Origin of the sequence: Halopseudomonas xinjiangensis (genome assembly GCF_900104945.1) — a bacterium.
Lineage (GTDB): Bacteria > Pseudomonadota > Gammaproteobacteria > Pseudomonadales > Pseudomonadaceae > Halopseudomonas > Halopseudomonas xinjiangensis.
Genome location: NZ_LT629736.1, coordinates 716,640 through 741,837, shown reverse-complemented (window position 1 = coordinate 741,837; position 25,198 = coordinate 716,640). Strand labels below are relative to the sequence as shown.

20 protein-coding genes are annotated in these 25,198 nt (G+C 61.9%); 12 read left to right on the top strand and 8 right to left on the bottom strand.

Annotation, left to right across the window (positions count from 1 at the left end; translation table 11 throughout):
* Window positions 1-9: 9 nt before the first annotated feature.
* The 8 genes from BLT85_RS03395 (at window position 10) to alkB (ending at window position 6,487) form a co-directional block, all read left to right on the top strand.
* Complete coding sequence (locus tag BLT85_RS03395) at window positions 10-1,206, top strand: acyl-CoA dehydrogenase family protein (protein ID WP_093391827.1); 1,197 nt, start codon at window positions 10-12, stop codon at window positions 1,204-1,206.
* A gap of 118 nt (window positions 1,207-1,324) precedes the next feature.
* Window positions 1,325-2,089, top strand: coding sequence for an SDR family NAD(P)-dependent oxidoreductase (locus BLT85_RS03390; RefSeq protein ID WP_093391826.1), 765 nt, complete (start codon window positions 1,325-1,327; stop codon window positions 2,087-2,089).
* Between the two features lie 100 nt (window positions 2,090-2,189).
* Window positions 2,190-3,239 carry a phosphotransferase gene (locus tag BLT85_RS03385; protein ID WP_093391825.1) on the top strand — a complete coding sequence of 350 codons (1,050 nt, stop codon included), beginning with the start codon at window positions 2,190-2,192 and terminating at the stop codon, window positions 3,237-3,239.
* A gap of 38 nt (window positions 3,240-3,277) precedes the next feature.
* Entirely contained in the window at window positions 3,278-4,108 is an 831-nt protein-coding gene (surE, locus tag BLT85_RS03380; protein ID WP_093391824.1) for a 5'/3'-nucleotidase SurE, read from the top strand.
* A 13-nt stretch (window positions 4,109-4,121) separates the two neighbouring features.
* On the top strand, window positions 4,122-4,910 hold the full coding sequence (locus tag BLT85_RS03375) for an SDR family NAD(P)-dependent oxidoreductase (protein ID WP_093391823.1): 789 nt from the start codon (window positions 4,122-4,124) through the stop codon (window positions 4,908-4,910).
* A gap of 88 nt (window positions 4,911-4,998) precedes the next feature.
* Entirely contained in the window at window positions 4,999-5,241 is a 243-nt protein-coding gene (locus BLT85_RS03370) for a hypothetical protein (RefSeq protein WP_157718110.1), read from the top strand.
* 62 nt (window positions 5,242-5,303) lie between these two features.
* The gene (locus BLT85_RS03365) at window positions 5,304-5,837 is read left to right on the top strand and encodes a methylated-DNA--[protein]-cysteine S-methyltransferase (RefSeq protein WP_093391821.1); all 534 of its coding nucleotides are present in this window, start codon (window positions 5,304-5,306) and stop codon (window positions 5,835-5,837) included.
* Complete coding sequence (gene alkB / locus BLT85_RS03360; RefSeq protein ID WP_093391820.1) at window positions 5,834-6,487, top strand: DNA oxidative demethylase AlkB; 654 nt, start codon at window positions 5,834-5,836, stop codon at window positions 6,485-6,487. Before BLT85_RS03365 ends, alkB begins: the two co-directional genes overlap by 4 nt.
* Window positions 6,488-6,660: 173 nt before the next feature.
* Here the strand turns inward: alkB and BLT85_RS03355 are convergent, their stop codons facing one another.
* The 3 genes from BLT85_RS03355 to BLT85_RS03345 all read right to left on the bottom strand — a co-directional run bounded on the left by BLT85_RS03355 (window position 6,661) and on the right by BLT85_RS03345 (window position 11,171).
* Window positions 6,661-8,460, bottom strand: a complete 1,800-nt coding sequence (locus BLT85_RS03355; RefSeq protein ID WP_093391819.1) for an acyl-CoA dehydrogenase — start codon at window positions 8,458-8,460, stop codon at window positions 6,661-6,663.
* A 126-nt stretch (window positions 8,461-8,586) separates the two neighbouring features.
* Window positions 8,587-9,771, bottom strand: a complete 1,185-nt coding sequence (locus tag BLT85_RS03350; protein ID WP_093391818.1) for an acetyl-CoA C-acyltransferase — start codon at window positions 9,769-9,771, stop codon at window positions 8,587-8,589.
* A 59-nt stretch (window positions 9,772-9,830) separates the two neighbouring features.
* Window positions 9,831-11,171, bottom strand: coding sequence for a spinster family MFS transporter (locus tag BLT85_RS03345; RefSeq protein WP_093391817.1), 1,341 nt, complete (start codon window positions 11,169-11,171; stop codon window positions 9,831-9,833).
* A 240-nt stretch (window positions 11,172-11,411) separates the two neighbouring features.
* Here BLT85_RS03345 and BLT85_RS03340 point away from each other — a divergent pair, with 240 nt between their 5' ends.
* On the top strand, window positions 11,412-12,386 hold the full coding sequence (locus tag BLT85_RS03340; RefSeq protein ID WP_157718109.1) for an FAD-dependent oxidoreductase: 975 nt from the start codon (window positions 11,412-11,414) through the stop codon (window positions 12,384-12,386).
* A gap of 245 nt (window positions 12,387-12,631) precedes the next feature.
* A complete protein-coding gene (locus BLT85_RS03335; protein ID WP_157718108.1) occupies window positions 12,632-13,573 on the top strand; it encodes a methyl-accepting chemotaxis protein in 942 nt (313 codons plus the stop codon).
* 127 nt (window positions 13,574-13,700) lie between these two features.
* On the opposite strand, the gene BLT85_RS03330 is transcribed toward BLT85_RS03335, so the two are convergent.
* From BLT85_RS03330 to smc, 4 genes are all read right to left on the bottom strand, one after another.
* Window positions 13,701-14,669 (bottom strand): tRNA dihydrouridine synthase, encoded by a 969-nt coding sequence (locus BLT85_RS03330; RefSeq protein ID WP_093391814.1) that lies wholly within the window; start codon window positions 14,667-14,669, stop codon window positions 13,701-13,703.
* Window positions 14,666-17,023 carry an NAD-dependent DNA ligase LigA gene (gene ligA / locus BLT85_RS03325; RefSeq protein WP_093391813.1) on the bottom strand — a complete coding sequence of 786 codons (2,358 nt, stop codon included), beginning with the start codon at window positions 17,021-17,023 and terminating at the stop codon, window positions 14,666-14,668. Before ligA ends, BLT85_RS03330 begins: the two co-directional genes overlap by 4 nt.
* A 221-nt stretch (window positions 17,024-17,244) precedes the next feature.
* A complete protein-coding gene (gene zipA / locus BLT85_RS03320) occupies window positions 17,245-18,102 on the bottom strand; it encodes a cell division protein ZipA (protein ID WP_093391812.1) in 858 nt (285 codons plus the stop codon).
* A gap of 99 nt (window positions 18,103-18,201) precedes the next feature.
* Entirely contained in the window at window positions 18,202-21,702 is a 3,501-nt protein-coding gene (smc, locus tag BLT85_RS03315) for a chromosome segregation protein SMC (protein ID WP_093391811.1), read from the bottom strand.
* Window positions 21,703-21,915: 213 nt separating this feature from the next.
* Here smc and BLT85_RS03310 point away from each other — a divergent pair, with 213 nt between their 5' ends.
* Window positions 21,916-23,223, top strand: a complete 1,308-nt coding sequence (locus tag BLT85_RS03310; RefSeq protein ID WP_093391810.1) for an MFS transporter — start codon at window positions 21,916-21,918, stop codon at window positions 23,221-23,223.
* Window positions 23,224-23,250: 27 nt separating this feature from the next.
* Window positions 23,251-24,705 carry an SLC13 family permease gene (locus BLT85_RS03305; RefSeq protein ID WP_093391809.1) on the top strand — a complete coding sequence of 485 codons (1,455 nt, stop codon included), beginning with the start codon at window positions 23,251-23,253 and terminating at the stop codon, window positions 24,703-24,705.
* A gap of 44 nt (window positions 24,706-24,749) precedes the next feature.
* On the opposite strand, the gene BLT85_RS03300 is transcribed toward BLT85_RS03305, so the two are convergent.
* Window positions 24,750-25,121: a hypothetical protein gene (locus tag BLT85_RS03300; RefSeq protein ID WP_093391808.1), complete on the bottom strand. Its 372-nt coding sequence runs from the start codon at window positions 25,119-25,121 to the stop codon at window positions 24,750-24,752.
* Between the last annotated feature and the right edge of the window lie 77 nt (window positions 25,122-25,198).

Below are 25,198 nucleotides of genomic sequence, written 5' to 3'. Positions count from 1 at the left end.
ATCCCTCACATGTTCGAACTCAGCCCCCGCATCCAGGAACTCAAGCAGCAAGTCGAAGCCTTCATGGATGAACACATTTATCCTAACGAAGGCACCTTCTACGAGCAGGTCAAACAGAACAAATGGGGACACCCGCCGATCCTGGAAGAACTGAAGAAGAAGGCCAAGAGCCAGGGCCTGTGGAACATGTTCCTGCCCCATTCAGAGCGCGGCGCTGGTTTGTCGAACGAGGAATACGCACACATCTGCGAGATCCTCGGTCGCGTTTCCTTTGCAGGTGAAGTCTTCAACTGCAACGCGCCAGACACCGGCAACATGGAAACCATCGAGCGCTACGGTAACGAAGAGCAGAAAGAGAAGTGGCTCAAGCCGCTGCTGGCTGGCGAAATCCGCTCCTGCTTTTCGATGACCGAGCCTGACGTCGCCTCCTCCGACGCCACCAACATCGAGTGCGAAATCCGCCGCGAAGGCGACGAGTACGTGATCAACGGCACCAAGTGGTGGTCGTCCGGAGCCATGAACGAGCACTGCAAGATCGCCATCGTCATGGGCAAGACCGATCCGAACGCACCCAAGCACCTGCAGCAGAGCATGATCCTGGTTCCGCTGGATGCGCCTGGTGTCACCATCGTTCGCGACCTGCACGTGTTCGGTTACGACCATGCACCGCACGGCCATGCCGAAATCCGCTACGAGAACGTCCGAGTCCCGGCTTCCAACATCCTGCTGGGTGAAGGCCGCGGCTTCGAAATTGCCCAGGGTCGCCTCGGGCCAGGCCGCATCCACCATTGCATGCGCGCCATCGGCCAGGCCGAGCGTGCGCTGGAAGCCATGTGCCGCCGCGCTGCCGAGCGTGTTGCCTTCGGCAAGCCGCTGTACCGTCTGGGTAGCGTGCCGGAAGCCATCGCCAAGTCGCGCTGTGAAATCGACCAGGCTCGCCTGCTGACTCTGCATGCTGCGCGCAGCATGGACCAGCATGGCAACAAGGTCGCTCGTCAGCAGATCGCCATGATCAAGGCGGTTGCGCCGACCATGCTGTGCAACGTGATCGATCGTGCCATCCAGATTCACGGTGCCAAGGGTGTCTGCCAGGACTCGTTCCTCGCCTCCGCCTACGCCAAGGCCCGCACCCTGCGCCTGGCTGACGGTCCGGACGAAGTGCACCTGAACACCATCGCCAAGCTGGAAATGGGGCGTTATCTCTAAAGGCAAGCGGATCTACTTGTAGGAGCCACGGGGCCGCCTAGGCCTGGGCGCGAAAGCGAGGTCGCCTGAAGGCACCCTTCGCGGCCAGGTCCGCTCCTACAGCACAGGGAGAACACTCATGAGCAAACTATTTGACCTGACCGGCAAGGTCGCGATCATCACTGGCTCGACCAAGGGCATCGGCAAATCGATTGCCGAAGAATATGCCAAGGCCGGCGCCAAGGTGGTCATCTCCAGCCGCAAGGCCGATGCCTGCGAGCAGGTAGCCAACGAACTGAAAGAACAGGGTTTCGATGCCCTTCCCGTCTCCTGCCACGTCGGTGACAAGGCTCAATTGCAGAACCTGGTCGACAAGACGCTGGAGAAGTGGGGTCGCATCGACATCCTCGTTTGCAACGCCGCGACCAACCCGGTCTACGGCCCGACGCATGATGTCAGCGACGAAGCCTTCGACAAGATCATGGGCACCAACGTCAAAGGCACCTTCTGGCTGTGCAACATGACCATCCCGCACATGGTCAAGCAGGGCGGTGGCTCCATCGTGCTGCTGTCGAGTATCGCCGGCATCCGCGCCAGCGCCAACATCGGCGTGTACGGCATGTCCAAGGCGGCCGAGGCTGGTCTGGCACGCAATCTGTCGCTGGAGTGGGGCCCGAAGAACATTCGCGTCAACTCCATCGCCCCCGGCCTGATTCGGACCGATTTCGCCCAGGCACTTCTGGATGATCCGGACCGCCTCAAGCGCGTGGAAGAAAAGCTGCCGCTGCGCCGGGTTGGCGAGCCGGTGGATATCGCAGGCGTGGCGCTGTTCCTCGGTTCGGCTGCCGGGGCATATGTCACCGGCCAGACCATCGTCGCCGACGGCGGCGATACCATCACCTGATGCAGTTTGATTCACCCGCTTTCTATCACGCCAGGCTCAGTCCTGGCGTGGTAGTTTGTGGGTCACATCTTTATTCCAATAACGATTACAGGACCTTCAAATGAGCGAAGCCACCCTGATTGATGTGTTGCCCGCGCACCGCTTCGACGAAGCGAAGCTGGCGGCCTACCTCAAGGGACGTATCCCCGGCGCCGAGAACGGCATGACAGTGCAGCAGTTCCAGGGCGGTCAATCCAACCCGACCTATCTGGTCGAAATCGGCGGCAAGCGCTATGTACTGCGCAAGAAGCCACCGGGAAAACTGCTCCCCTCGGCGCATATGGTCGAGCGCGAGTTTCAGGTAATCAACGCGCTGGGCCAGACTGATGTACCGGTCCCCACCGCCCGCCTGCTATGCGAAGACCCCGACGTTATCGGCACCGCGTTCTACATCATGGATCATGTCGAAGGTCGGGTTTACTCGCAGCCGCTGCTGCCCGATGTCGCCATCGAGCAGCGCATGCCGATCCACAGGTCGATGATCCAGACCATGGCCCAGTTGCATAATGTCGACTGGAAAGCAGTCGGCCTGGAAACCTACGGCAAGGCCGAAGGTTATGTGCCACGCCAGATCAAGCGCTGGAGTGGCCAGTTCGAAGCCAGCCGCACCGGCGACATGCCCTCCATGGATGCGCTGATGGCCTGGCTGCCTGAAAACGCCCCCAACGATGATCAGACCACCATCGCCCACGGCGACTTCCGCATTGGCAACTTGATCCTCCATCCGGACGAGCCGAAGGTCGTGGCGATTCTCGATTGGGAACTGGCGACCCTTGGCCATCCCCTGTCCGACCTGGCCTACTGCTGCCTCCCCTATCACCAGCCGGCCAGTGCCGAAGGCATGCGCGGCATGCAGGGCCTGGACCTGAAGGCGCGCAACATTCCCGAAGAACAGCAGGTGCTGGACTGGTATTGCGAGTTCACTGGCCGCAGCGAAGTGCCGGACTGGAACTTCTTCCTGGCTTTCTCGCTATTCCGCCTGGCCGCGATCCTTCAGGGGGTCTACCACCGGGCACTGCAGGGTAACGCGAGCAATGCCGACGCGCTGGAAGTTGGCAAGCGGGCCAGCCTGCTGGCTGACATCGGCTGGTCCATCGCCCAGCGCAAGTAACCTGCTCCCGGTGCAAACAGACTGACGACGAGGACAGCATGAGTAAACCAATCAAACGTGTCCTGCTGACCAACGATGACGGTTGGCGCGGACCCGGCATGGCCATCATGGAAGAAATCGCCAATCAGATCGCCGAGGAAGTGTGGATCATCGCGCCTGATCTGGATCAGAGCGGGGTGTCCATGTCGATCACCCTTCATTCGCCGCTGCGCGTGCACCACATGGGCGAAAATCGCTTGAGCATCAGTGGCACGCCCAGCGATTGCGTGTTGCTGGCCGTCGGCGAGTTGATGCCGGACCTGCCGGACCTGGTGCTGTCTGGCGTCAACGCCGGCGCCAACATCAGCGATTCGGTGGCCTATTCCGGCACCATTGGCGGCGCCTTGACGGCCACGCTGATGGGCATTCCCTCCATCGCCCTGTCCCAGGCCTACCACAAGGGCAGCGACATTCCCTGGGACACAGCGCGGCGGTTCGGACCCGGCGTGGTTCGCGCGCTGCTGGAGAAGGGCTGGCCGACCGATTGCGCCATGAACGTCAACTTCCCCGCCTTCGCGCCGGACCAGGTTACCGGTGTCGCTACCTGCCGCGCGCGTGCCGGCAGCATCGGCGGAATCAATATCGAATGTAGGCACGACACCCGTGATGTCCCCTACTTCTGGCTCGGATTTCAGCGCCAGACCGAGCGCATCACGGGGCTGGATACCGATGTCGGAGCGCTACGCGCCGGGCGCATCAGTATTTCCCCGCTGCGCTTTGAACGCGACATAGCAAGCTGGCAGATAGACAACGACGCCGTAGCCAAAAGCTTGGGCATCGACGCCCAGGGCGACCATGCCACCGGTTTGGATCCGAGTATCGACCACTGACAGGAGTGTTTTTATGCAACGCTACAGCAACAAGATTGCCCTGATCACCGGCGCCGGCAGCGGGATCGGCCGCGCCACCGCCAAGCGACTGGCGAGTGAAGGCGCCAGCCTGATGCTGGTCGATCGCAACGAGGACGGGCTGCAACAGACTGTCAGCGAGCTGCCGGAGGGCGCCCAGGTCATGACACGCGCGATGGACGTGTCGGTCGAGGCGGAGGTGGAGCAGTGCGTGGCCGACACGCTGGCGAACTATGGCCGTATCGATGTGCTGTGCAACAACGCGGGCATCGCCGGCGGTGACTACAGCATCGCGCCGGAACAAAGCCTGGAGACCTGGCAGAAAATCATTGCGGTCAACCTCTACGGCGTAATGCTCTTCACCAAGTACGTCAGCCGGCACATGCAGGAGCAGAACGCAGGGGCCATAGTCAATACTGCTTCGGTAGCCGGCATTCGCTCCGGCGCCGGCGGCAACGCCTATAGTGCGTCCAAGGCCGGTGTCATCAACTTCACCATGACCTCGGCCTGTGATCTTGGGCAGTGGAACATTCGCGTCAATGCGGTTTGCCCTGGCCTCGTCGAGACCGGCATGACTCAGCCGGTGTTCGATTACGCCCGCGCCAACAACAAGGAAGCCAAGCTCGGCGCACGGTGCGAGTTGCGTCGCTACGGCCGTCCGGATGAGATCGCTTCCGCCATTGCCTTTCTTGGCAGTGACGATGCGAGCTACGTTACCGGTCAGGCGCTGGCGGTGGACGGCGGCAACACCGCATCACTCAACCTGCCAGGGATGAAGGTCTGATTCGCCGACCACCCTGCTCGATTTGACCGGAGCAGGTCGAAACAGGAGGCCCCGAATGCCCTGGTTCAGGCTTGTTTTGGGAGATCCCATGTTGGTCGATTCCCGGTTGGACGAACTGGTTGAGCAGGCAATAGGTGCCCTACCGGCAGATGAAGTGCTCGGCTTGCGACACGAATCGACAGGCGACCTTCACTGTCAGGCCGTTTTGTACTTCTCCCCCGGCCTCCCAGCCTGGGCAACATCGCTCGGTGCGCGGGCGTGCTCACCGCCAGCCCGCCGCGGGCTAAGCGCGGTCGTTGGCGACGAGCGGATCCTGGCAGGGCTGGACTAGGGGTTGCCTGTTTGAACCAACGGGGCGCATGATCCCTATCGACACTCCGATCGGAGACAGTGATGAATAACGCGCCCTACCCTCTGTTTTACCGCTACGGGCAATGTTCGATGGGAGGCCTGTTGCTCGCCGAGGCCGACGAACATCTCCATGCGATCCTGCTCGGCGATGACGAGCAAAGCCTGCTTGCAGATCTGCAGGCAAGATTTCCCGCTGCGCTATTACAGGAAGGCGATTCCTCACTCGATCAGACGCTGCAGGCCGCGATCGGCTATGTCGACCAGCCTCAGGGCCGGTTCCCCGTAAGCAAGCCCCTCCGCCTGCGCGGAACGGCGCTGCAGTGCGAGGTTTGGCATGCACTGAGCGAGGTACCGGCCGGGTCGACCATCAGTTACGCAGAGCTTGCCCGGCGTATCGGGCGACCCCGTGCGGTCCGAGCCGTTGCCGCCGCCTGCGCAGCCAACCCGTTGGCGATCGTGGTGCCCTGTCATCGTGTGCTGCGCAGCGATGGCGAGGTATCCGGCTATCGCTGGGGTGTCGAGCGCAAGCGTCAACTGCTTGCTCGCGAGCGGGAGCTCGCCGCCGTTATCGCTTGAGTACGTTCGATCTTTTCGACGGCAGGGTCGATCGACCACCGGAACCCATTGCCGATGGCGCCTGGCTGCTGCCCGGTTTCGCCCTGGCGAACGCCAGCGAGATGCTGCAGAGCATTTCACAGATCGCCTTGCAGGCCCCGTTCAGGCACCAAGTGACGCCAGGTGGCTACAGGATGTCCGCCTCCATGACCAGTTGCGGGCAACTCGGCTGGGTCACCGATCGCACCGGCTATCGCTACTCCCCCACCGATCCGCTTACCGGCCGACCCTGGCCGGACATGCCTGGCATATTCGACCAGCTGGCAAGACAGGCCGCGGACGCGGCAGGCTACCCGCACTTCGTCCCTCAGGGGTGCCTGATCAACCGCTACGAGACCGGTGCGCGCATGTCCCTGCATCAGGACAAGGACGAGGACCGGTTGGAAGCGCCCATCGTCTCTGTGTCGCTGGGCGCGCCGATTACCTTCCTCTTCGGCGGGCCAAACCGTACCGACCCCACCGCCCGCTTTCGCCTGGAGCATGGTGACGTCGTCGTATGGGGTGGTGCGAGCCGGATGTTCTTTCATGGTGTGGCACCGCTGGGCAAACGCGCGGCGCATCCTGCGACCGGAGCGGTGAGGTATAACCTGACGTTTCGGAGGGTCAGGTGATGTCAGACGGGACGTCTTAGAAGTGCGAGGCTGCTCTATGGGGGCGCACCTGGGCGCGAAGGGGTCGGTGCATTCTTCTTCGCGGCCAGGTCCGCTCCTACAGAAACCCGTTCCGTCCCTGCAATAAATAAAGCCGGGACTAGCCCGGCTTTATTCGACGAAGGGACTGGCTGTCAGAAGCACTCGTCCGACATGTCCAGCGTGGTCCGGTCAGCGTCACGCAACACGTTCGCCAGCGCCAGCGGCTTGGGCAGTTCGTAGCGTACGAAGTATTCGCACGCCTTGATCTTGCCCTCGTAGAAAGCCTTGGGGCGCTCGCCGCCATTCTGCAGACCGCGCAGCGCGGTCTGCGCCTGACGCAGCCAGAGCCAGCCCACTACTACATGGCCAAAACACTCCATGTACAGATAGGCGTTGGCCAGCGCACGATCCGGATCATCCTTCTTTACCGCCTGCAGCGCCTCGGTGACGCCTTCAAGCGTACCCAGTGCCTCCTCCAGCAGCTCGCTCGATGCACTCAGCTCGGAGCTGCGATTGCATTCGGAGATCGTCTGGCGGATCTGCTTGAGCAGTGACTGATAGAAACGCCCTCCACCCATGCTGACCTTGCGGCCGAGCAGGTCCTGACCCTGGATGCCATGAGTACCCTCGTGAATCGGGTTGAGGCGATTGTCACGATAGAACTGTTCAACCGGGTACTCGCGGGTGTAACCGTAGCCACCATGAACCTGAATCGCCAGGCTGTTTGCTTCCAGACAGAACTGCGACGGCCAGGATTTGACGATAGGCGTCAGCAGATCGAGCAAGCCTGCAGCCTCTTCGCGCACCAGCGGATCGTCGGAATGCTTCTTCTCGTCGATCAGCGTGGCGGCGTACAGACACAGCGACAGGCCGCCTTCGACGAAGGCTTTCTGCGCCAGCAACATGCGACGCACGTCGGCGTGTTCTACCAGCCGGATCATCGGCGTTTCCGGGTTACGCTCTTTCAGCGGGCGACCCTGACGGCGATCCCGGGCGTAGTCCAGCGCGTGCAGGTAACCGGTGTAACCCAGCATCACCGAACCCAGGCCGACACCGATACGCGCCTCGTTCATCATGTGGAACATCTGCGCCAGGCCCATGTTGGCCTCTCCGACCAGATAGCCCACCGCGCCGTCTTTCTCGCCAAAGTTGAGCATGGTCGAGGTCGTGCCGCGATAGCCCATCTTGTGGATCAGGCCAGCCAAGGTCACATCGTTGCGCTCGCCAAGACTACCGTCTTCGTTGACCAGGAACTTGGGCACGATGAACAGCGAAATACCCTTCACGCCAGCCGGTGCATCGGGCAGCTTGGCCAGTACCAGGTGAACGATGTTTTCGCTCAGTTCGTGATCGCCAGCCGAGATGAAGATCTTGTTGCCGCTGATGCGATAGGTGCCGTCATCCTGCGGAACGGCACGCGTCTTGATATCGCCCAGCGACGAACCGGCGTGCGGCTCAGTGAGACACATGGTGCCGAAGAAGCGACCGGCAGCCATGGGCTCTGCGAAGCGACGCTTATATTCGTCGGTACCGTGGGCCATAATCAGGTTGCAGGCGGCGATCGTCAGACCGGCATAGGCTTGGGTGCTGACGTTGGCGCCCTTGATCAGGCCAATACACGTTTGCGCAACCACGGATGGCAGTTGCATGCCACCGCGCTCGTAATCCTGGGAGGCGGCCATCAGGCCGGTGTCACGCAGAACCGCCAGGGCTTCGCTGACCTCCTTGCGAATAACCACCTTGCCGTTTTCGAAGCGCGGCTCGTCAGCATCGCAAAGATGGTTGTGGGGAGCGAAGGTTTCCGCGCCGACCTTCAGCGCCAACTCGATGGCGGCATCGAAGGTGTCACGGCTATGATCTTCGTAACGGGGAAACTGGGTAAAGCGTTCGATATCGAGCATTTCATACAGCAGAAACGCCAAATCGTCAGTGTTGATGATCTTCTGGGACAAGGAAAATTCCTCCGGAATTTCAGCTTCAAGCTATAAGCGCCAGGCTGCAAGCCAACTGAAAAAACGAAACCCGAGCATCGGCCCGGGTTTCGCTTACAGCTTGCCGCTTGGAACTTGCCGCTGCGCTTACAGAACTTCGAACAGGCCCGCTGCGCCCTGACCACCACCGATACACATGGTGACGACCACGAACTTGGCGCCGCGACGCTTGCCTTCGATCAGCGCATGGCCGGTCAGGCGAGCGCCAGTTACGCCATACGGGTGACCGATGGCGATCGAACCGCCGTTGACGTTCAGCTTCTCCATCGGAATGCCCAGCTTGTCGCGGCAGTAGACGACCTGCGATGCGAAAGCTTCGTTCAGTTCCCACAGGTCGATGTCGTCCATGGTCAGACCATTGCGCTTGAGCAGCTGCGGAATGGCATAGACCGGGCCGATGCCCATTTCGTCGGGCTCGCAACCAGCGACGCTGAAGCCGCGGAAGATACCCATCGGCTCGATGTTCTGCTGCTCGGCGACGGTGCTGTTCATGACCATGCAGACCGAAGCGCCGTCAGACAGCTGGCTGGCGTTACCGGCGGTGACGAACTGGTCCGGGCCACGGACCGGCTGCAGGCTCTGCAGACCTTCGATAGTGGTGCTCGGGCGGTTGCACTCGTCGCGGGTCAGGGTGACTTCCTGCTCGCTGACTTCGCCGGTTTCCTTGTCCTTGACCAGCATCTTGGTGGTGTAAGGCACGATTTCGTCGTCGAACTTGCCGCTTTCCTGGCCGGCGGCAACGCGCTGCTGGCTGATCAGCGAGTACTCGTCCTGCGACTCGCGGCTGACGTTGTAGCGGGCAGCGACGATATCAGCGGTCTCGATCATGGACATGTAGAGCTCAGGCTTGTTCTGCTTGATCCACTCGTTGGTGCCCTTGTACATGTTGACCTTGTCGTTCTGACACAGGCTGATCGACTCCACGCCGCCGGCAACGATAGCCGGGACCTTCTCGGAGATGACGCGCTGTGCTGCGATGGCGATCGACTGCAGACCCGAGCTGCAGAAACGGTTGATCGACAGGCCAGCAGTGGTGACCGGCAGGCCGCCGCGGATAGCCGCCAGACGAGCCATGTTCTTGCCCTGGGCGCCTTCATGGAAAGTCGCGCCGAGGATGCAGTCTTCCACCAGCGACGGGTCGATATTGGCCCGCTTGACCGCCTGCTCGATAACGAAACCGGCCATGTCGACACTGTGGGTGTTATTCAGCGCGCCACGGTAGGACTTGCCCAGGCCGGTACGGGCCGTGGATACGATAACTGCGTCACTCATGATGTTGCTCCTGTTGATTAATCTGCGCCGATCAAAGCCGGCGCGACTTCATTGATGGCTTAAGCTGGCTGGCCTTCCTGTTTCTCGCCCCAGCGTGCCAATGTCTGGCGCGCCTCGCGGTAGGGCTTCAGACCCATCCACAAGAGCACTACAGCGCCGAGTGTGATGACGGTGGCGACCCAGAAAATCGAATAGCGAACCGCGTTGTCATCCATGAATACGTAATCGGTGACCATGGCTACTGCGGTCGGCCCGATGCCGAGGCCGATCAGTGTAATCGTAAACAGGTAGATGGCAGAAGCCTGACCGCGCATCGAATTGGGCATGACTTCCTGAATGGCCGCCGGCGCCACGCCGAACGGCATCGCCACCGTGAAGACGTTGAAGAACATCAGTGCCCAGACCAGATTCAGGTCGCTGAGCAGGAATACCACGTTGCATGGAATGGTGAGGATTGCCGATAGCAGGCCCACCCGCATGTTCGAATCGGTATAACCACGGCGTGCCAGGAAGTCAGCCAGACGGCCGCCGAACACGATACCCATGGAGCCAGCGATCATCACGATGGTCCCGTAATACACGCCCACTTCACCGGCGGTAAGACCGTGGTTGCGGATGAAGAAGGTCGGGATCCAGGCGGAGGCGCCATACGAGGCAAACGACAGGCAGGCAAAACCAAAGTTGTGGCAAATCACCGTCTTGCGGATGCTCAGCAGATAGGCACCCACGTCCTTCAGCGGCACTGCGACGCCAGCACCGATGCCCTTGCGTGTCGGCTCCTTGATCAGAAACAGGAACAGGCAGAATGCGACACCAACCGCACCGAGGATCAGAAAGATCATCTGCCAGGGGCGTACCAGGCCGAGCACCGGGACCACGATCGCGCCTTGTGCCGATGCAAAGGTGACGACCATGCCGCCGAGCAGGAAAGCCAGGCCGGCGCCGAGGTAAATGCCCATCGCATAGACACTGATGGCCGTCGCCCGCTTGTCGGCAGGAAAGCTGTCTGCGATCAGGGAATAGGCCGACGGCGACAAGGCCGCCTCACCGGCGCCAACACCGATACGGCAAAGAATGAAATGCCAATACTGCTGGGCCAGGCCGCAGGCAGCAGTCATCAGGCTCCAAACGAATACACCGGCGCCAATCAGGCCACGGCGGCTCTTGCTGTCGGCGATACGTCCGAGGGGGATACCGGCTATGGTGTAGAACACGGCGAACGACAAGCCCATCAACAGGCTCATCTGTGTATCGGAGATTTCCAGGTCACGACGAATTGGCTCGACCAGCAGATTGAGAATCTGACGATCAATAAAGGAAAGTACGTACGCCATCAGCAGGATGGAGACGGTAAACCAGGCGCGCTTGCTGGACGGATACAGATTGTTATTGTGGGGCACGTTACTCTCCGCAGTGCATTGGGACAACGACCAGCGGCCAGAGTAGCGGTTCGCACAGCGGAAGTCGATTCCGAAAACAAACGCATTAGCGAGCACAATGCGGGTCCATCACTCTCGGCAATAGGGGGTAAATCGATGAAATCCGGGGTGCGACCGCTGGTGCTGATCGGCGCAGGGCACGCACATGTCGTCGTGCTGCGGAGCTGGTTGCGCACGGGTTTTCGGCCGCCGGAAGGATCCATGCTGATTACCCCCGACCGATATGGCTGGTACTCCGGAATGATGCCCGGGCTGATAGCCGGGCGTTACCGTCTCGATCAATGCCGTATCGACATGATCGAACTCTGCGAACGCTGCGGTATCGACCTGATCCAGGACCGCGTCCGCGGACTGGACGCGGACAACCAGCAAATCACGCTTGAAAGCGGGCGCCACGAACAGGGCCGGTGGCTGTCCCTCAATGTAGGTTCAGCGCCGCCTTCGCCCGATATCAATGCAGCGTCAATCGAAGTGCTGCCTGCCAAGCCGTTCCCGATACTGGTCGAGGCCTGGCGGCGCTGGCGGGCCGAGGGCGCCCCTCCAAGCGTTGCGGTGCTGGGCGGGGGCGCCGCGGCATTCGAGCTGGCTATGGCGCTGCAAGCCAGTCTGCCGGGCACCAGCGTGCGACTCATCAGCGGCTCTGAACTGTTGCACGGCCATCACCCCAGAGTGCAGCGCAAAGCAAGAGGCTTACTGCGAGAATACCGTATCGATCTTACCGAAAACCGGCACGTGACCCGCGTACAGGGCAAGGCGTTGTACGAAGACGATACATCGCTCGGCGTGACCGATGCTTCGGTCGTGGCGACCGGGGCCGGGGCATATGCCTGGCCGTGCAAATCCGGACTGGCTTGTGAGGAAGGGTTCATCAGCATAGACGCAACGCTGCGCAGCATCAGCCACAGGAACCTTTTTGCCAGCGGGGATTGCGCCGCTCTGCCGGCCACGCCGCATGCAGGCGTATACGCAGTGCGACAGGGCGAGATCCTTGCCGACAATCTCAGGGCAGCGCTGCTGAGAGGTTCGATGAAGCTCTACCATCCCCAGCCCAGGGCACTGGCACTGCTTGCGACCGGCGACGGCCGCGCTCTGCTCAGTTACGGCCCGCTGACCGCACACAACCGGCTGCTCGGCCGCTGGAAGGATCATCTTGATACCCGCTTTATCGAAGGCTGAGGGTATTTTGCTGCACCGGTGGAATTCGCGACGAACGCTGACGCCATTGACCGATTGCCGATCGGGTCCCTTCGGTGGCTAAATGGCCGGATACCGAGGCTGTACCCTCTGGAGACACAATGAATAGGGAAGTTGTCGTTCGGCTCGCACTCGTCGCTGTCCAGCTTGGCTGCCTGGCTTGGCTGGCTAATACCTATGGCGAGTCCGTCATATTCCCCGCCCTGCTCGCCTGTGCATTGCCATGGATGCTGCTGGCCCTCCCCAATCAGCCACCATGGGTGGATGTGGAGCAGGCTTCGCCTGCTGAGACCCACGAACTCGCTGATCAGCTGTCGCTCTCATCCAGCCACAATGCTCGCACCGCAACGGAGGTGTCGTTGTCGGTCCAACGCTTGGCCGACTACGCTGCCTCGCACCTGTGCGCCATATCCCAGCTCGCGGGGGACACGCAACAAATCGCGCAGCAGATAGGCAGCACTACTGAATCGGCCAAACACGCCGACCAGGCGGCCCAGGCTGCTCGCGACAGTAGCGGCGCCGGAAAACAGCTGATTGAGCAGTCGACGGTGCTGATGCAGACATTGGCGAAGGGCATGGACGACAGTATCGCGCTACTGGACCAGCTCAATACGAAGAGTGCAAAGATCGTGCAGGTCACCCAGGTGATCGACAGCATCGCAGCCCAGACCAACCTGCTGGCGCTGAATGCTGCCATCGAAGCGGCCCGCGCCGGTGAAATGGGCCGCGGCTTCGCCGTGGTCGCTGACGAGGTCCGCAACCTGGCCAAACGTACCGCGAATTCCACCTCCGAGGTTTCGGGCATCGTCGAGGAAATCAACGCCGAGGCGCAGCGCGTCGCCGAGGGGATCGATCAATTGACAGTACAAGTTCAAGCGGGCGCCCGATTGGTCGAGCAGGCCAGCCAGTGCCTGGTCGAAATCGACGACCATACCGACAGGGTCCGGCAGCAGACGACACAGATCACCCATAGCAGCGCTGCGAACTACGGCCATTTGACCTGCCTGGCAACCGCGATGGAGCACGTGCGCAACGACCTCATCACCAGCGAAGAGCAGACGCGTCACCTTGGCAACGACGTCAACGGTCTGGCGACACGCTTGGAAGAAGTTAGCGGATTGCTTACCGAGTCCGAACTGCAGAGAAGAGACAGCCAAAACCATTCCTGAGCCGCCGGCGCCGTCCATGACTTGTGGTCGACGCGTAACGCGAGACCGTAGCTTGTAGGAGCGGGCACGGCCGCGAAGATGAGGGCCTCGCGTTCGCGCCCAGGTGCGCTCCTACAGAAGCCGGCAATCAGGCGACTTCGGAATAGGCAGGCGCCGCGAGAGCCGCTCCGACCGCGTCGGCATCGGTTTCGCGGCGCAACTGATCGAACAGTTGACGCGCCTGCGGATAGACCTTCGCCAGGAGCGCTAGCCACTGCTTCATCCGCCCCGGCGCGTGACGATCGACCACCCGCTCGCGGGTTTGCTCATAGAAGTCGCTTAACCAGGGTTGCAGCTCGTTCCAGCTCAGGGCGCACGGCGGCTGTTCCTGAAGATGCTGATGAATCTGCAGGGCGAGATCGGGCCGCTCGATCAGACCGCGACCAATCATCACATCACTGCACCCGCTGACGTCGCGGATGCGCTGGTAATCCTCAACTGTCCAGACTTCTCCATTGGCCACGATCGGCACGCTGACCGCCTCGCGAATGCGGGCGAGCCAGTCCCAGTGCGCCGGCGGCTTGTAGCCGTCTACTTTGGTTCGCGCATGCACAGTGATTTCCGCCACGCCGGCATCCTGCAACGCCTGGGCGCACTCCAGCGTCTGGCTGGTATCGCTATAGCCCAACCGCATCTTTGCCGTGACCGGCACTTCTGGGGGCGTCGCCGCGCGGACGCTGGCAACGATTGCGTGCAACAGCTCCGGCTCGCGCAACAGGCTCGCCCCGCCGCGATGGCGGTTGACCGTCTTGGCCGGGCAACCGAAATTCAGGTCGATCGCCGGAGCGCCCAACTCGGCCAGCAAGGCAGCGTTACGTCCAAGCCAGTACGCATCGGAACCCAGCAGCTGAGGGCGCAGCGACACCCCTGCCCGCGTCTTCCAGCCATTGCGACACTCCGGAACGATGCGCTCGATGGTCGCCAGATTCAGCAGGCCTTCGGTGACGCGAATGAACTCGCTCACGCACCAGTCCACACCGCCGATGCGCGTAAGGATGTCGCGCATCGGCGCGTCGACGAGCCCCTCCATAGGAGCCAGGACGATACGCGGCGTCATACCTGAATTCCGTGTTCAGTCAGTAGCGCCAGCAGACCCTGTTCGTCGAGCACGTTCACTCCCAGCTGCTCGGCCTTGGCCAGCTTGCTGCCGGCACCGGGTCCGGCAACCACGCAATGCGTCTTGGCCGACACGCTTCCGGCCACCTTGGCGCCCAGCGCTTCCAGATGATCTTTCGCGACATCGCGGGAAAAGGTTTCCAGCGTGCCGGTCAACACCCAGGTCTGGCCCGCAAGCGGCAGATGGTCCACCCGAGCCTTCGGGCTCTCCCAGTGCATGCCGAAATCACGTAGTTGCTGCTCGACACGCAGCACGCGCTCGCGGTTGGCCTGATCGCCGAAATAATCGCGCAGGCTCGCCTGAGCCTTCTCGTTGAACCGATCTACCCGCTTGAGCTCAAGCCAGTCGGCGTCAATGATCGCCGGCAGGCTGCCGAAATGACTCGCCAAGCGCTCCGAACCGGTGCGCGCCACGTTGGCAATCTCCAATCTTGCGAGAAACTCGGCGAGGCTCACATAGGCTGCGAACTCGGGCGCGATGTCGCCTTGCCCCTGGGGCTCGACACCGCGTTCGAGCAGCTCGCTAATAACCTTCGTGTTGTGCTCGTCGGTAAAGAAGGTGTGGATCTCATGGGCGACTTCGGCCCCGATGTCAGGCAGGTACACCAGCACTTCCGGCAACGCCTGACTGATGCGTTCGAGCGAACCCAGGGCCCGCGCGAGCAACTTCGCAGTCTCTTCGCCGACGTCCGGCACACCGAGAGCGTAGATGAAGCGAGCCAGGCTCGGGTGGCGGCTCTCGTGGATAGCGCCGAGCAGGTTCTTGGTGGAGATTTCGGCGAAACCTTCCAGCCCTAGCACCTGCTCGTAGGTCAGCCGGTACAGGTCCGCAGGCGATTCCACGTAGCCGATCTCGACCAGTTGCTCGACGATTCGCTCGCCCAGGCCGTCGATATCCATCGCGCGGCGCGAAACGAAGTGGATGATTGCCTGCTTGAGTTGCGCCTGACATGCCAGCCGGCCGATGCAACGGTACACCGCGCCTTCGCTGACCGTCTCGCGACCACGGCTGCGCTTGACCAGTTGGGTGCGCTCGACGGCCGAACCACATACTGGGCAGGCCCGAGGCACCTCGACCGGCTGCGCATCAGCCGGTCGACGCTCGGCGACTACCTGCATCACTTGCGGAATAACATCCCCCGCGCGGCGGATGATCACGGTATCGCCGATCATTACGCCCAACCGCGCGACTTCATCCATGTTGTGCAGTGTGGCATTGGACACCGTTACACCAGCGACCTGCACCGGTCGCAAGCGGGCCACCGGGGTGATGGCGCCGGTGCGGCCGACCTGAAACTCGACATCCAGCAGCTCGGTCAACTCCTCACTGGCGGGAAACTTGTGCGCTATGGCCCAGCGCGGTTCACGCGAACGGAAGCCCAGTTCACGCTGGTATCCCAGGTCATTGACCTTGAACACCACGCCGTCGATTTCATAGGTGAGGTCGGCACGGCGCTCACCCAGATCCCGGTAGTACTCCAGGCAACCCTCGACGCCACTGACCAGCTTGAGCTCGCGGCTGATCATCAGCCCCCAGCCGCGCAAGGCTTCGAGAATGCCGACCTGCGTGCGCGGCAGCTCCCCTTCGAAACGGCCGATACCGTAGCAACAGAATTCCAGCGGACGGTTGGCGGTGATATTCGAGTCGAGTTGGCGCAGTGACCCGGCGGCCGCATTCCTCGGGTTAGCGAAGGTCTTGCCACCGGTTTCGCGCTGGCGTTCATTGAGTTGCTCGAAACCGGCCTTGGTCATGTAGACCTCGCCGCGTACTTCCAGCACGCGCGGCCAGCCCTCTCCGCGCAGGCGCAGCGGGATATTGCGAATGGTACGCACATTGGCGGTGATGTCTTCGCCTGTGGTGCCGTCTCCGCGCGTTGCGCCGCGGGTGAGCAAGCCGTCCTCGTAAAGCAGGCTAACGGCAAGCCCGTCGAGCTTCGGCTCACAGCAGTATTCGATCTGCTCGGCATCGACCGGTGAATCGAGCCCTTCTCGCACGCGTCGATCGAAGTCGAGCATGTCCTGTTCTTCGAATGCGTTGCCGAGACTGAGCATCGGCACATCATGGGCGACCGTGCCGAACGCCGACAGCGGCGCGCCGCCGACGCGTTGCGTGGGCGAGTCGGGCAGGATCAGATCCGGGTTTTCCGCCTCGAGGCGCTTCAGCTCATTGAACAGCCGATCGTACTCGGCATCGGGGACACTCGGCTCGTCGAGGACGTAATAACGATGATTGTGTTCGTTAATCTGGTCGCGCAGGGCCTGCACGCGCTCGGCGGGGCTGGGAGTCAGGGTCATGGTTTGTCAGTCGGCCGGAAACATGGGCAAATTGTAACGCATCGAGGTCGCTTGGGCGGTGTTCGAGAGATTACCGGGCTTCGTTGGGAGGATGCCGGCGAAGCAGATTCCGCAACCCCTTCGCGGTCATGCCGGCCCTACGCACCCCGGCTCCGATGTAGGAGCGCACCTGGGCGCGAAGCAGGTTCCGGTTTACCCGAAGAGAAAAACCCGAGCCCGAATCAGCGGCGCAGTCCGTAATGCTTGCGTTCGTACTCGGCGATGCGCGCGCGGTAATGCTCGATGGTCTGCGCGGTGAGCACGCTGCGCTGCTCGTCCTTCAGATCTCCGCCGAGCTCATGGGCGAGCTTGCGTGCTGCGGCAATCATCAGATCCAGTGCCTGCTTGGGGTGGCGCGGGCCGGGTAACCCCATGAAGAAGCTGACGGCCCGAACGTAGGTCGAATCCATCTCTTCCAGATCGAACACGCCGGGCTTGAGCGCATTGGCCATGGAAAAGAGGATATCGCCATTGCCGCTCATGCTTTCGTGGCGATGGAAAATGTTCATTTCGCCGAAGCGCAGGCCGCTTTCCATGATGTTCTGCAGCAGCGCCGAACCCTGGAACCCGAGCTCGTCGCGGGCGATGACATTGATGATGAATACTTCCTCAACCGGCGCCGCGTCACGTGGCGCCGCGGGCTCCTCCAACACGGGCTCTGCGGGTTCAGCCCGGGTGATTCGATCGGTCTTTCGCTTGTTTGCCGGCTTGGCCGGCTTCGGCTCTACGTGCCTAGCGGTCAACGGCGCGTCCAGGTCGAGGCCGACCTGTTCCGGCTCACGCCGGCTGGCTTCCGAAGCGTCAGCCGAAGCGCCCGTCTCGTCGCCCAGCGACGGTTCCTCCCGCTCACCGCGCCCTACGACCCGCGGCGGGCCGAGCAGCTCATCGCGCGTATCGGCCGGGGGCAGATCACCCAGATTGCGTTCGAGTTTGAAACGGATCCGCGACCGGCCGCCCATGCGACGCCAGCCATCGAACAGAATGCCAGCGATCACCAGAAGGCCGATGATGATTAGCCACTCACGCAAACCGAAATCCATGAATATGTTGTTCCTGATCAACTGTTTTATGTGTTGTCCCCGCGCAGTGCGCCGGGATCAGGGATTTATGCGAGGACACTAGCACGCCCGCGCAAAACTTTACACTGCCGCCAGGGCAGCGGCCTCCTCGACGTTGACTGTGACCAGACGTGAACAACCAGGTTCATGCATGGTTACCCCGAGCAATTGGTCAGCCATCTCCATCGCGATCTTGTTGTGCGTGATGTAGATGAACTGGACGCGCGAGGACATCTCCTTGACCATCCGCGCGTAGCGGCCGACGTTGGCATCATCGAGAGGCGCATCGACTTCGTCGAGCATGCAGAACGGCGCCGGGTTGAGCTGAAAGATCGAGAAAACCAGAGCGATGGCAGTCAGCGCTTTTTCGCCTCCGGAGAGAAGGTGAATGGTGCTGTTCTTCTTTCCCGGGGGGCGCGCCATGATGGTCACGCCGGTGTCGAGCAGGTCATCACCGGTCAGCTCGAGATAGGCATGGCCGCCGCCGAACACTTTTGGAAACAAAGACTGCAGGCCGTGATTGACCTTGTCGAAGGTTTCCTTGAAGCGGCTGCGCGTTTCCCGATCGATCTTGCGGATGACCTGTTCGAGCGTGTTGAGCGCTTCTTCCAGGTCGGCATTCTGTGCATCCAGGTAGCGCTTGCGCTCGGACTGCTGCTGGTATTCGTCGATAGCGGCTAGGTTGATCGCGCCCAGACGCTGGATGCGCGCGTCTAGTTGAACGAGCTGGTTGTCCCAGTCCGCTTCGCTGGCGCCTTCAGACAGGGTTTCGATGACCGCGCGCAGGTCATACCCGGCCTCCAGCAGCTGCTCCTGCAGGCCCTGGCGGCGCGTTTGCAGATCGCGGGCCACCAATCGCTGCTCATCCAACTGCGCGCGCAAGACGTGTGATTGCTGCTCGGCCTGGCTACGCCGGCGGTCCTGCTCGCGCATCTGCTGATCAACACCTTCCAGAGCCTGGCGCGCCGCGCCAAGCTCCTGCTCGGTTTCGATGCGCTGTTCCAGCAGGCTTTCCAGTTCGATCCGCTGATCATCTTCCGGTGCCTGGCTTTCTTCGAGCGTCATGCGTAGCTGCTGGCGGCGCTCTCCGAGCCGCTCGACCTGCTGCAGCAATCGCTCGAGTCCCTGCGCCGTGGAGTCCTGTTGCGCGCGCAACGACTGCACACGCAGCTCCAGTTGATGGGCCTTGTCCTTGTGCTGGCGAGCATGCTGCCGCGCCTGATCGAGCGCGTCGCGCACCTCGTCACGCTGACGCAGCAGGGCTTCGCGCTGCCCGGCATCATCAGTCATGCGATCCAGCGCTTCTTGCAGGATCAGCCGTGCTTCGCCGATCTGTTCGAGCTCCTCGGCGCGCTGCGCGCGGATATCTTCGAAATCTTCATTGATGCGCTGTCGCCGCGCGTTGACCTGTTCCAGGCGAACCTGACGAGCCGAGACCTGAGCCTTCAGGTCGCCCTGCTCACGGCCCATTCGGGCGATGCTTTGCTGCAGGCCGTCGCGCTGCAGGTCCAGCGCGCGAATGGCTTCGCGCAGCTCGGCGATGCGTTCCTGTGCTTCGTCGAGCTGAGCCTGTTGCTGGTCGAGGTTCGACTGTAAGGTCTCGATTTCCTGCTGACGGGCAAGCACGCCGGACTCGCTGGCTTCGCCGCGCCTGTAACGCAACCAGTTGCGGCCGATCCAATGTCCCTCGGGGGTGACCACGGACTCGTGCGCGGCGAGATGCCCCCGCATCGACATGGCCCGCTCCAGCGTCTCAGCGGTACGCACCGATGCCAGCCAGGGGCTCAGGTCCGTGGCGCAGCGCACCTTGCCAAGCAACGAGTCAAGGGTCGCGTTGGCCGCCAGGGGCTCGCCCCGCTCTACCGCTCTGAGGTTGCCCTGGCTGAAGGTGGCGAGACGCTCGGTCAGGGACGAGAGCCTGTCCAGGCTTATCGCCTGCAGGTCCCCACCGAGCACGGTTTCCACCGCGGCTTCCCAGCCAGCATCGACTGAAAGCTGCTCGGCCAACTGCGGCAGGTCGTGGAAACCCTCTTCACGCAACCAGTCGCTTACGTCGGCGCCGCGATCCAGCGCCGCCTGCTGAAGCGCTTCGAGCGATGCCAGGCGGCCGCTCTGGCGCTGAATTTCGCCGCGGCGAATGTCCTGCTCCTGACTGAGAGCAGTGAGGTTTTCGCGCTGCAGCTGCAAGGACTCGGTGACATCGCCCAGCTGCTGCTGTTCGCTCTCCGAGCGCAGATCAAGTTCGGCCAGCCGCTCGCCGAGTTCGGCAAGTTCATCGTCAAGCGGCCCGGCGGTGAGCGTGCTGCGCTCGTCCTCGAGCCGCTGCATGCGCTCACCAAAGCGCTCCACCGCCTGTTCCAGATGCCTGATACGTGACTGCTCTACCTCCGCCTGCTGCCTCGGCGCCGATGCCTGCTGGTTGAACTGATCCCAGGCTGTCTGCCACTCCTGCATGGCGTCTTCGGCAATCTGCAAGCGTTCGGCAGTATCTTCATCGGCGGCACCGGCCTTGTCCATTTCCGGCTCGAGCATTGCCAGTTCCGCCTGCAGGTCGGCGAGCAACGCCTGATCCTGGGTCAGGTGGCTCTGTGCTTCCTGCCAGGCGTGTTCGGTCTGCTCGATATCTTCGTGGAGTTGGCGCTGCCGGTCGCGATTGAACTGCAGCGCTTGCTCGATCCGGCTGATGTCGGCGCCGACGCTGTAGAACCGAGCCTGTACGCGGTTGAAGGTTTCGGTAAGGTCGGCGTGCTGGTCGCGCTGCTTTTCGATCTCGCTGTCCGCGTTGCGCTGCTCGGCAATCAGCGCTTCCAGGGCGATCTCCAGATCACGAACGCGATGCTCCCGCTCGCCGACCTGACCATCCAGCGTCTGCCAGCGCAGCGCCTGCAACTGAGCCTTGAGCTGGCGCTCCTCGGCTTTGTATTCCTTGTACTTTTCCGCGGCCTGGGCCTGACGATGCAGGTGCGACAGCTGCCGCTCGAGCTCTTCGCGCAGATCGGTCAGGCGCGCCAGGTTGTCGTGGGTGCGGCGAATGCGGTTCTCGGTTTCCCGGCGCCGTTCCTTGTACTTGGAGATGCCGGCAGCTTCTTCGATAAACAGACGCAGCTCATCGGGCTTGGCCTCGATCAACTTGGAAATCATGCCCTGTTCGATGATCGAATAGCTGCGCGGGCCCAGACCGGTCCCAAGGAAAATGTCTGTAATATCCCTGCGGCGGCACTTGGTGCCGTTGAGAAAATACTGGTTCTGCGCTTCGCGGGTGACCTTGCGGCGAATGGATATTTCGTTGTAACCGGCGTACTCGCCCTTGAGCTTGCCTTCGCTATTGTCGAAGACCAGTTCGATCGACGCCTGACCCACCGGTTTGCGGCTGTTGGACCCGTTGAAGATGACATCGGTCATGGACTCGCCACGCAGGTTCTTGGCCGAACTCTCGCCCATCACCCAGCGCACCGCATCAATGATGTTCGACTTGCCGCACCCGTTGGGGCCGACCACCGCGCCCATGTTGGTGGGAAAGTAGACGGTGGTCGGATCCACGAAGGATTTGAACCCCGCCAGCTTGATGCATTTGAGTCGCATTGAAGAGCCTGTCCCTGCGCCACGGATGACGACCAGCGCGAAGAACGCGCCGTCGCACGAAAACGTGCATTTTTACTCGCTATGCGGCTCGAATAGAAGCCCCCAGCCCACCGTGCCCTGTGCCCGACGCAAATAAGTGCGCATGGTCCTGATCCGATCAGTGCGGCACAATTATCGCTTTGCTTTTTCTGAACGAAGACAGCGACGCTCTACATGGCCACCCGACCCGATCTGGACACCCTTTACGACGCCTTGATGGACGAGGAAGACGCACGCTCCTGTGCGGACATACCGGGCTCAGCCTGCACCAATGTGCCGGCCAACTTCTTTCGTCAGGTGGCCGCCACCACGCTGACCGGGCTGGGCGATGCGCTGACCAACCCGAAGACGACGCTCGCCTGGCTGATGGGCATGGTGGGCGCCCCGGTCGGACTCATCGCCTGGCTGGTTCCGGTCCGCGAGTCCGGCTCGCTGTTGCCGCAGCTATTCATAGCTGCACAGATCCGCCATCTACCGCTGCGCAAGGGTGTATGGATCTTTGGGAGTCTGGCCCAGGCCGCTGCGCTGATAGCGATGGGCTTGATCGCCTGGCTGGCCGAAGGCGCGCTGGCTGGCGGATTGATCCTCGCTTGCCTGGTTGCCTTCAGCCTGGCGAGAGGGCTTTGTTCTGTCGCGGGGAAGGATGTGATCGGCAAAACCGTGCCCAAGCGACGGCGCGGACGTCTCAATGGCCTAGCGGGAAGTCTTTCCGGTGGACTGGTGCTAGCCTTCGGAATCGCCTGCATGGTCTGGCCGCCCGGTGATGACGACACCATCTTTTATACCGCATTGCTCGCCGTCTCCGCGCTTTTGTGGCTGGTCGCGGCCCTGGTATTTCGCGGTATCGACGAAGTGCCGGGCGCGACCCAGGGCGGGCGTAACGGTATTGCTGCCGCGCTAAGACGTCTGAAATTGCTACGCGACGACCTGCCGTTTCGACGCTTCGTCATCGCCCGGGCGTTACTGCTGTGTACTGCGCTGTCGGCGCCCTTTTACGTCCTGCTGGCGCAAGCCCTGCACAGCGGCGCGGGGATGCTGGGCGCGTTTCTGGTCGCAAACGGCCTGGCCGGCAGCCTGAGTTCCATGGTCTGGGGCCGCCTCGCCGATCGATCCAGCCGCCGCGCGATGATTGGCGCAGCCCTGCTTGGCAGCCTGCTGGGCCCGCTCGTGCTGGCTATCGACCAATTCAAGGTCTTGCCTGAGTACGTGCAGCCCTGGCTGTTCCCGGTGGCGTTCTTCGTGCTGGGCGTCGCCCACGCTGGCGTGCGTATCGGTCGCAAGACCTATGTTCTGGATCTCGGCGGCGGAGAACGGCGAACCGATTATGTCGCCATCAGCAACAGCGTGATCGGCCTGGTTCTGCTCGCCACCGGCCTTTTCGGCCTGCTCGGGTCGATGATCGGCGCAGCGGGAATGCTTTTGCTGTTGTCCCTAATAGGGCTGGCCGGTGCGATTTTCGCGGTGCGCCTGCCGGAACTCTAAATGCACCGATAGACAAGGGGCTGCACAATGACCCAACCAATACAAGCCGATGAAAGCGGGCTACCTGTGGGCCGTTTGATCGGGTTGTTCCTCGGTCCGCTGTTTCTGCTGGCGACCATCCTCCTGCCCGCTCCCGGCGACATGGCAGAACCAGCCTGGCTGGCCCTGGGGCTCCTGCTGCTGATGGCCACCTGGTGGTCGACCGAGGCGATTCCGATACCGGCCACGGCCTTGCTACCTATCGTGCTGATACCGGCTCTGGGATTGGGAAATATCAGCGCTGCCACTGCCCCTTACGCGAATCCGATCATATTCCTGTTCATGGGCGGTTTCGTGCTGGGGCTGGCGATGCAACGCTGGAACCTGCATCGCCGCATTGCCTTGATGACGCTGTTGGCAGTAGGCAGTCAGCCGAAGCGCCAGATCGGCGGATTCATGCTGGCAACTGCTTTCCTGAGCATGTGGGTCAGCAACACCGCCACCACCATCATGATGATGCCTATCGGCTTGTCAGTGGTCGCCATGCTCGATCAGAGCAATCCCGAGGCAGTGCGCCGGTTCGCTACATCCTTGCTGCTTGCGGTGGCGTACGCGGCCAGCATCGGCGGTATAGCAACGCTCATCGGCACTCCGCCCAACGCATTGCTTGCAGCGTACCTGGCCGAAAATCAGGACATTCAGATCGGCTTCGCACAGTGGATGCTGCTCGGCGTGCCGGTGTCGCTGCTCATGCTGGGATTGACCTGGTGGTGGTTGACGCGAGGCGACATCAATCTCGGCGATACCGATAGCGGTGTAGCGCTGCGCCAGCATCTGAACGAACTCGGTGCGATGGGTAAAGGCGAGAAGCTGGTTGCGATCGTGTTCGTCCTGACCGCGGCAGCATGGATTTTCCAACCGCTCCTGTCAGCCGAGCTGATTCCATGGTTGAACGATACGATCATCGCCATTGCCGCAGCGATCGTCATGTTCCTGATACCGGTGGATGTGCGCAAACGCGAGTTCATCATGGACTGGGACACTGCACGGACCATGCCCTGGGGCGTGCTGCTGTTGTTCGGTGGCGGCTTGGCACTGGCCGGAATCATCAGTAGCTCCGGACTGGCTGAATGGATTGCCGAAAGCCTGTCGGTGATGGGAATGTTGCCGGCCCTGCTGATGGTCGGACTGGTCGTCACGGTGATCATCTTCCTCACCGAGGTGACCAGCAATACCGCGACGGCCGCGGCCTTCCTCCCCTTGCTTGGTGCGCTGGCCGTTTCACAGGATGTGTCGCCGATCCTGTTCACCGTCCCTGCGGCTATCGCCGCGAGCTGCGCCTTCATGATGCCCGTCGCTACCCCACCAAACGCCATCGTCTTCGGCAGCGGGCATATGCACATCGGCGACATGATTCGGGCGGGGTTCGCGCTGAATATCGGCGGAATAATCGTGGTGACGCTGGTGGGTTATGCGCTGATGGGATGGGTTTTCACACTGTGAAGACAGCGCCGGCGCGCGGTCCTGAAACCAGACGCAGGCTAGCGTCAGGATCGCGCGCGGGAGTCCGAGGTGGGCTCCGAAGCAGTCCCAGCGGCGGCAACTGCCGCTGACACGGCGTCAGTCACGTTTTCCGTGACCGTCGCTGGAATGGATTCGGCGGACGCCTTTGCACCTTCAAAGGTTGAGCCCGCGATCAACATCATCACCGCGCGGGCAAGCATGTAGACGGAGCCAACGGCAAAGAGCACGGCTACGGCGCCGAGACCCAAAGCCATGTAGGCATCTTCGGCGGCGAAAAAAAAGGCCGCCCAACCATAAAGGCCTGCCTGCAGGCCGAGGAGCACGCAGAACACCAGCCGGTTGCGTATTCCCGAGTCGCTATCCCTTGCTGTCGGAGGTGTTTGCCCGTCGTTCATGAGTCGCTCCTGCTACGTCTGGCATATTCATGGCTCACCGGAGCGAGACATGGTTATACATGTAGGTGGTGTTTTCA

Coding starts and splice junctions, on each gene's coding strand:
- BLT85_RS03395 (WP_093391827.1), top strand. CDS start 10: ATGTTCGAACTCAGCCCCCGCATCCAGGAACTCAAGCAGCAAGTCGAA.
- BLT85_RS03390 (WP_093391826.1), top strand. CDS start 1,325: ATGAGCAAACTATTTGACCTGACCGGCAAGGTCGCGATCATCACTGGC.
- BLT85_RS03385 (WP_093391825.1), top strand. CDS start 2,190: ATGAGCGAAGCCACCCTGATTGATGTGTTGCCCGCGCACCGCTTCGAC.
- surE (WP_093391824.1), top strand. CDS start 3,278: ATGAGTAAACCAATCAAACGTGTCCTGCTGACCAACGATGACGGTTGG.
- BLT85_RS03375 (WP_093391823.1), top strand. CDS start 4,122: ATGCAACGCTACAGCAACAAGATTGCCCTGATCACCGGCGCCGGCAGC.
- BLT85_RS03370 (WP_157718110.1), top strand. CDS start 4,999: ATGTTGGTCGATTCCCGGTTGGACGAACTGGTTGAGCAGGCAATAGGT.
- BLT85_RS03365 (WP_093391821.1), top strand. CDS start 5,304: ATGAATAACGCGCCCTACCCTCTGTTTTACCGCTACGGGCAATGTTCG.
- BLT85_RS03350 (WP_093391818.1), bottom strand. CDS start 9,771: ATGAGTGACGCAGTTATCGTATCCACGGCCCGTACCGGCCTGGGCAAG.
- BLT85_RS03340 (WP_157718109.1), top strand. CDS start 11,412: ATGCTGATTACCCCCGACCGATATGGCTGGTACTCCGGAATGATGCCC.
- BLT85_RS03335 (WP_157718108.1), top strand. CDS start 12,632: ATGCTGCTGGCCCTCCCCAATCAGCCACCATGGGTGGATGTGGAGCAG.
- BLT85_RS03330 (WP_093391814.1), bottom strand. CDS start 14,669: ATGACGCCGCGTATCGTCCTGGCTCCTATGGAGGGGCTCGTCGACGCG.
- ligA (WP_093391813.1), bottom strand. CDS start 17,023: ATGACCCTGACTCCCAGCCCCGCCGAGCGCGTGCAGGCCCTGCGCGAC.
- zipA (WP_093391812.1), bottom strand. CDS start 18,102: ATGGATTTCGGTTTGCGTGAGTGGCTAATCATCATCGGCCTTCTGGTG.
- smc (WP_093391811.1), bottom strand. CDS start 21,702: ATGCGACTCAAATGCATCAAGCTGGCGGGGTTCAAATCCTTCGTGGAT.
- BLT85_RS03310 (WP_093391810.1), top strand. CDS start 21,916: ATGGCCACCCGACCCGATCTGGACACCCTTTACGACGCCTTGATGGAC.
- BLT85_RS03305 (WP_093391809.1), top strand. CDS start 23,251: ATGACCCAACCAATACAAGCCGATGAAAGCGGGCTACCTGTGGGCCGT.
- BLT85_RS03300 (WP_093391808.1), bottom strand. CDS start 25,121: ATGAACGACGGGCAAACACCTCCGACAGCAAGGGATAGCGACTCGGGA.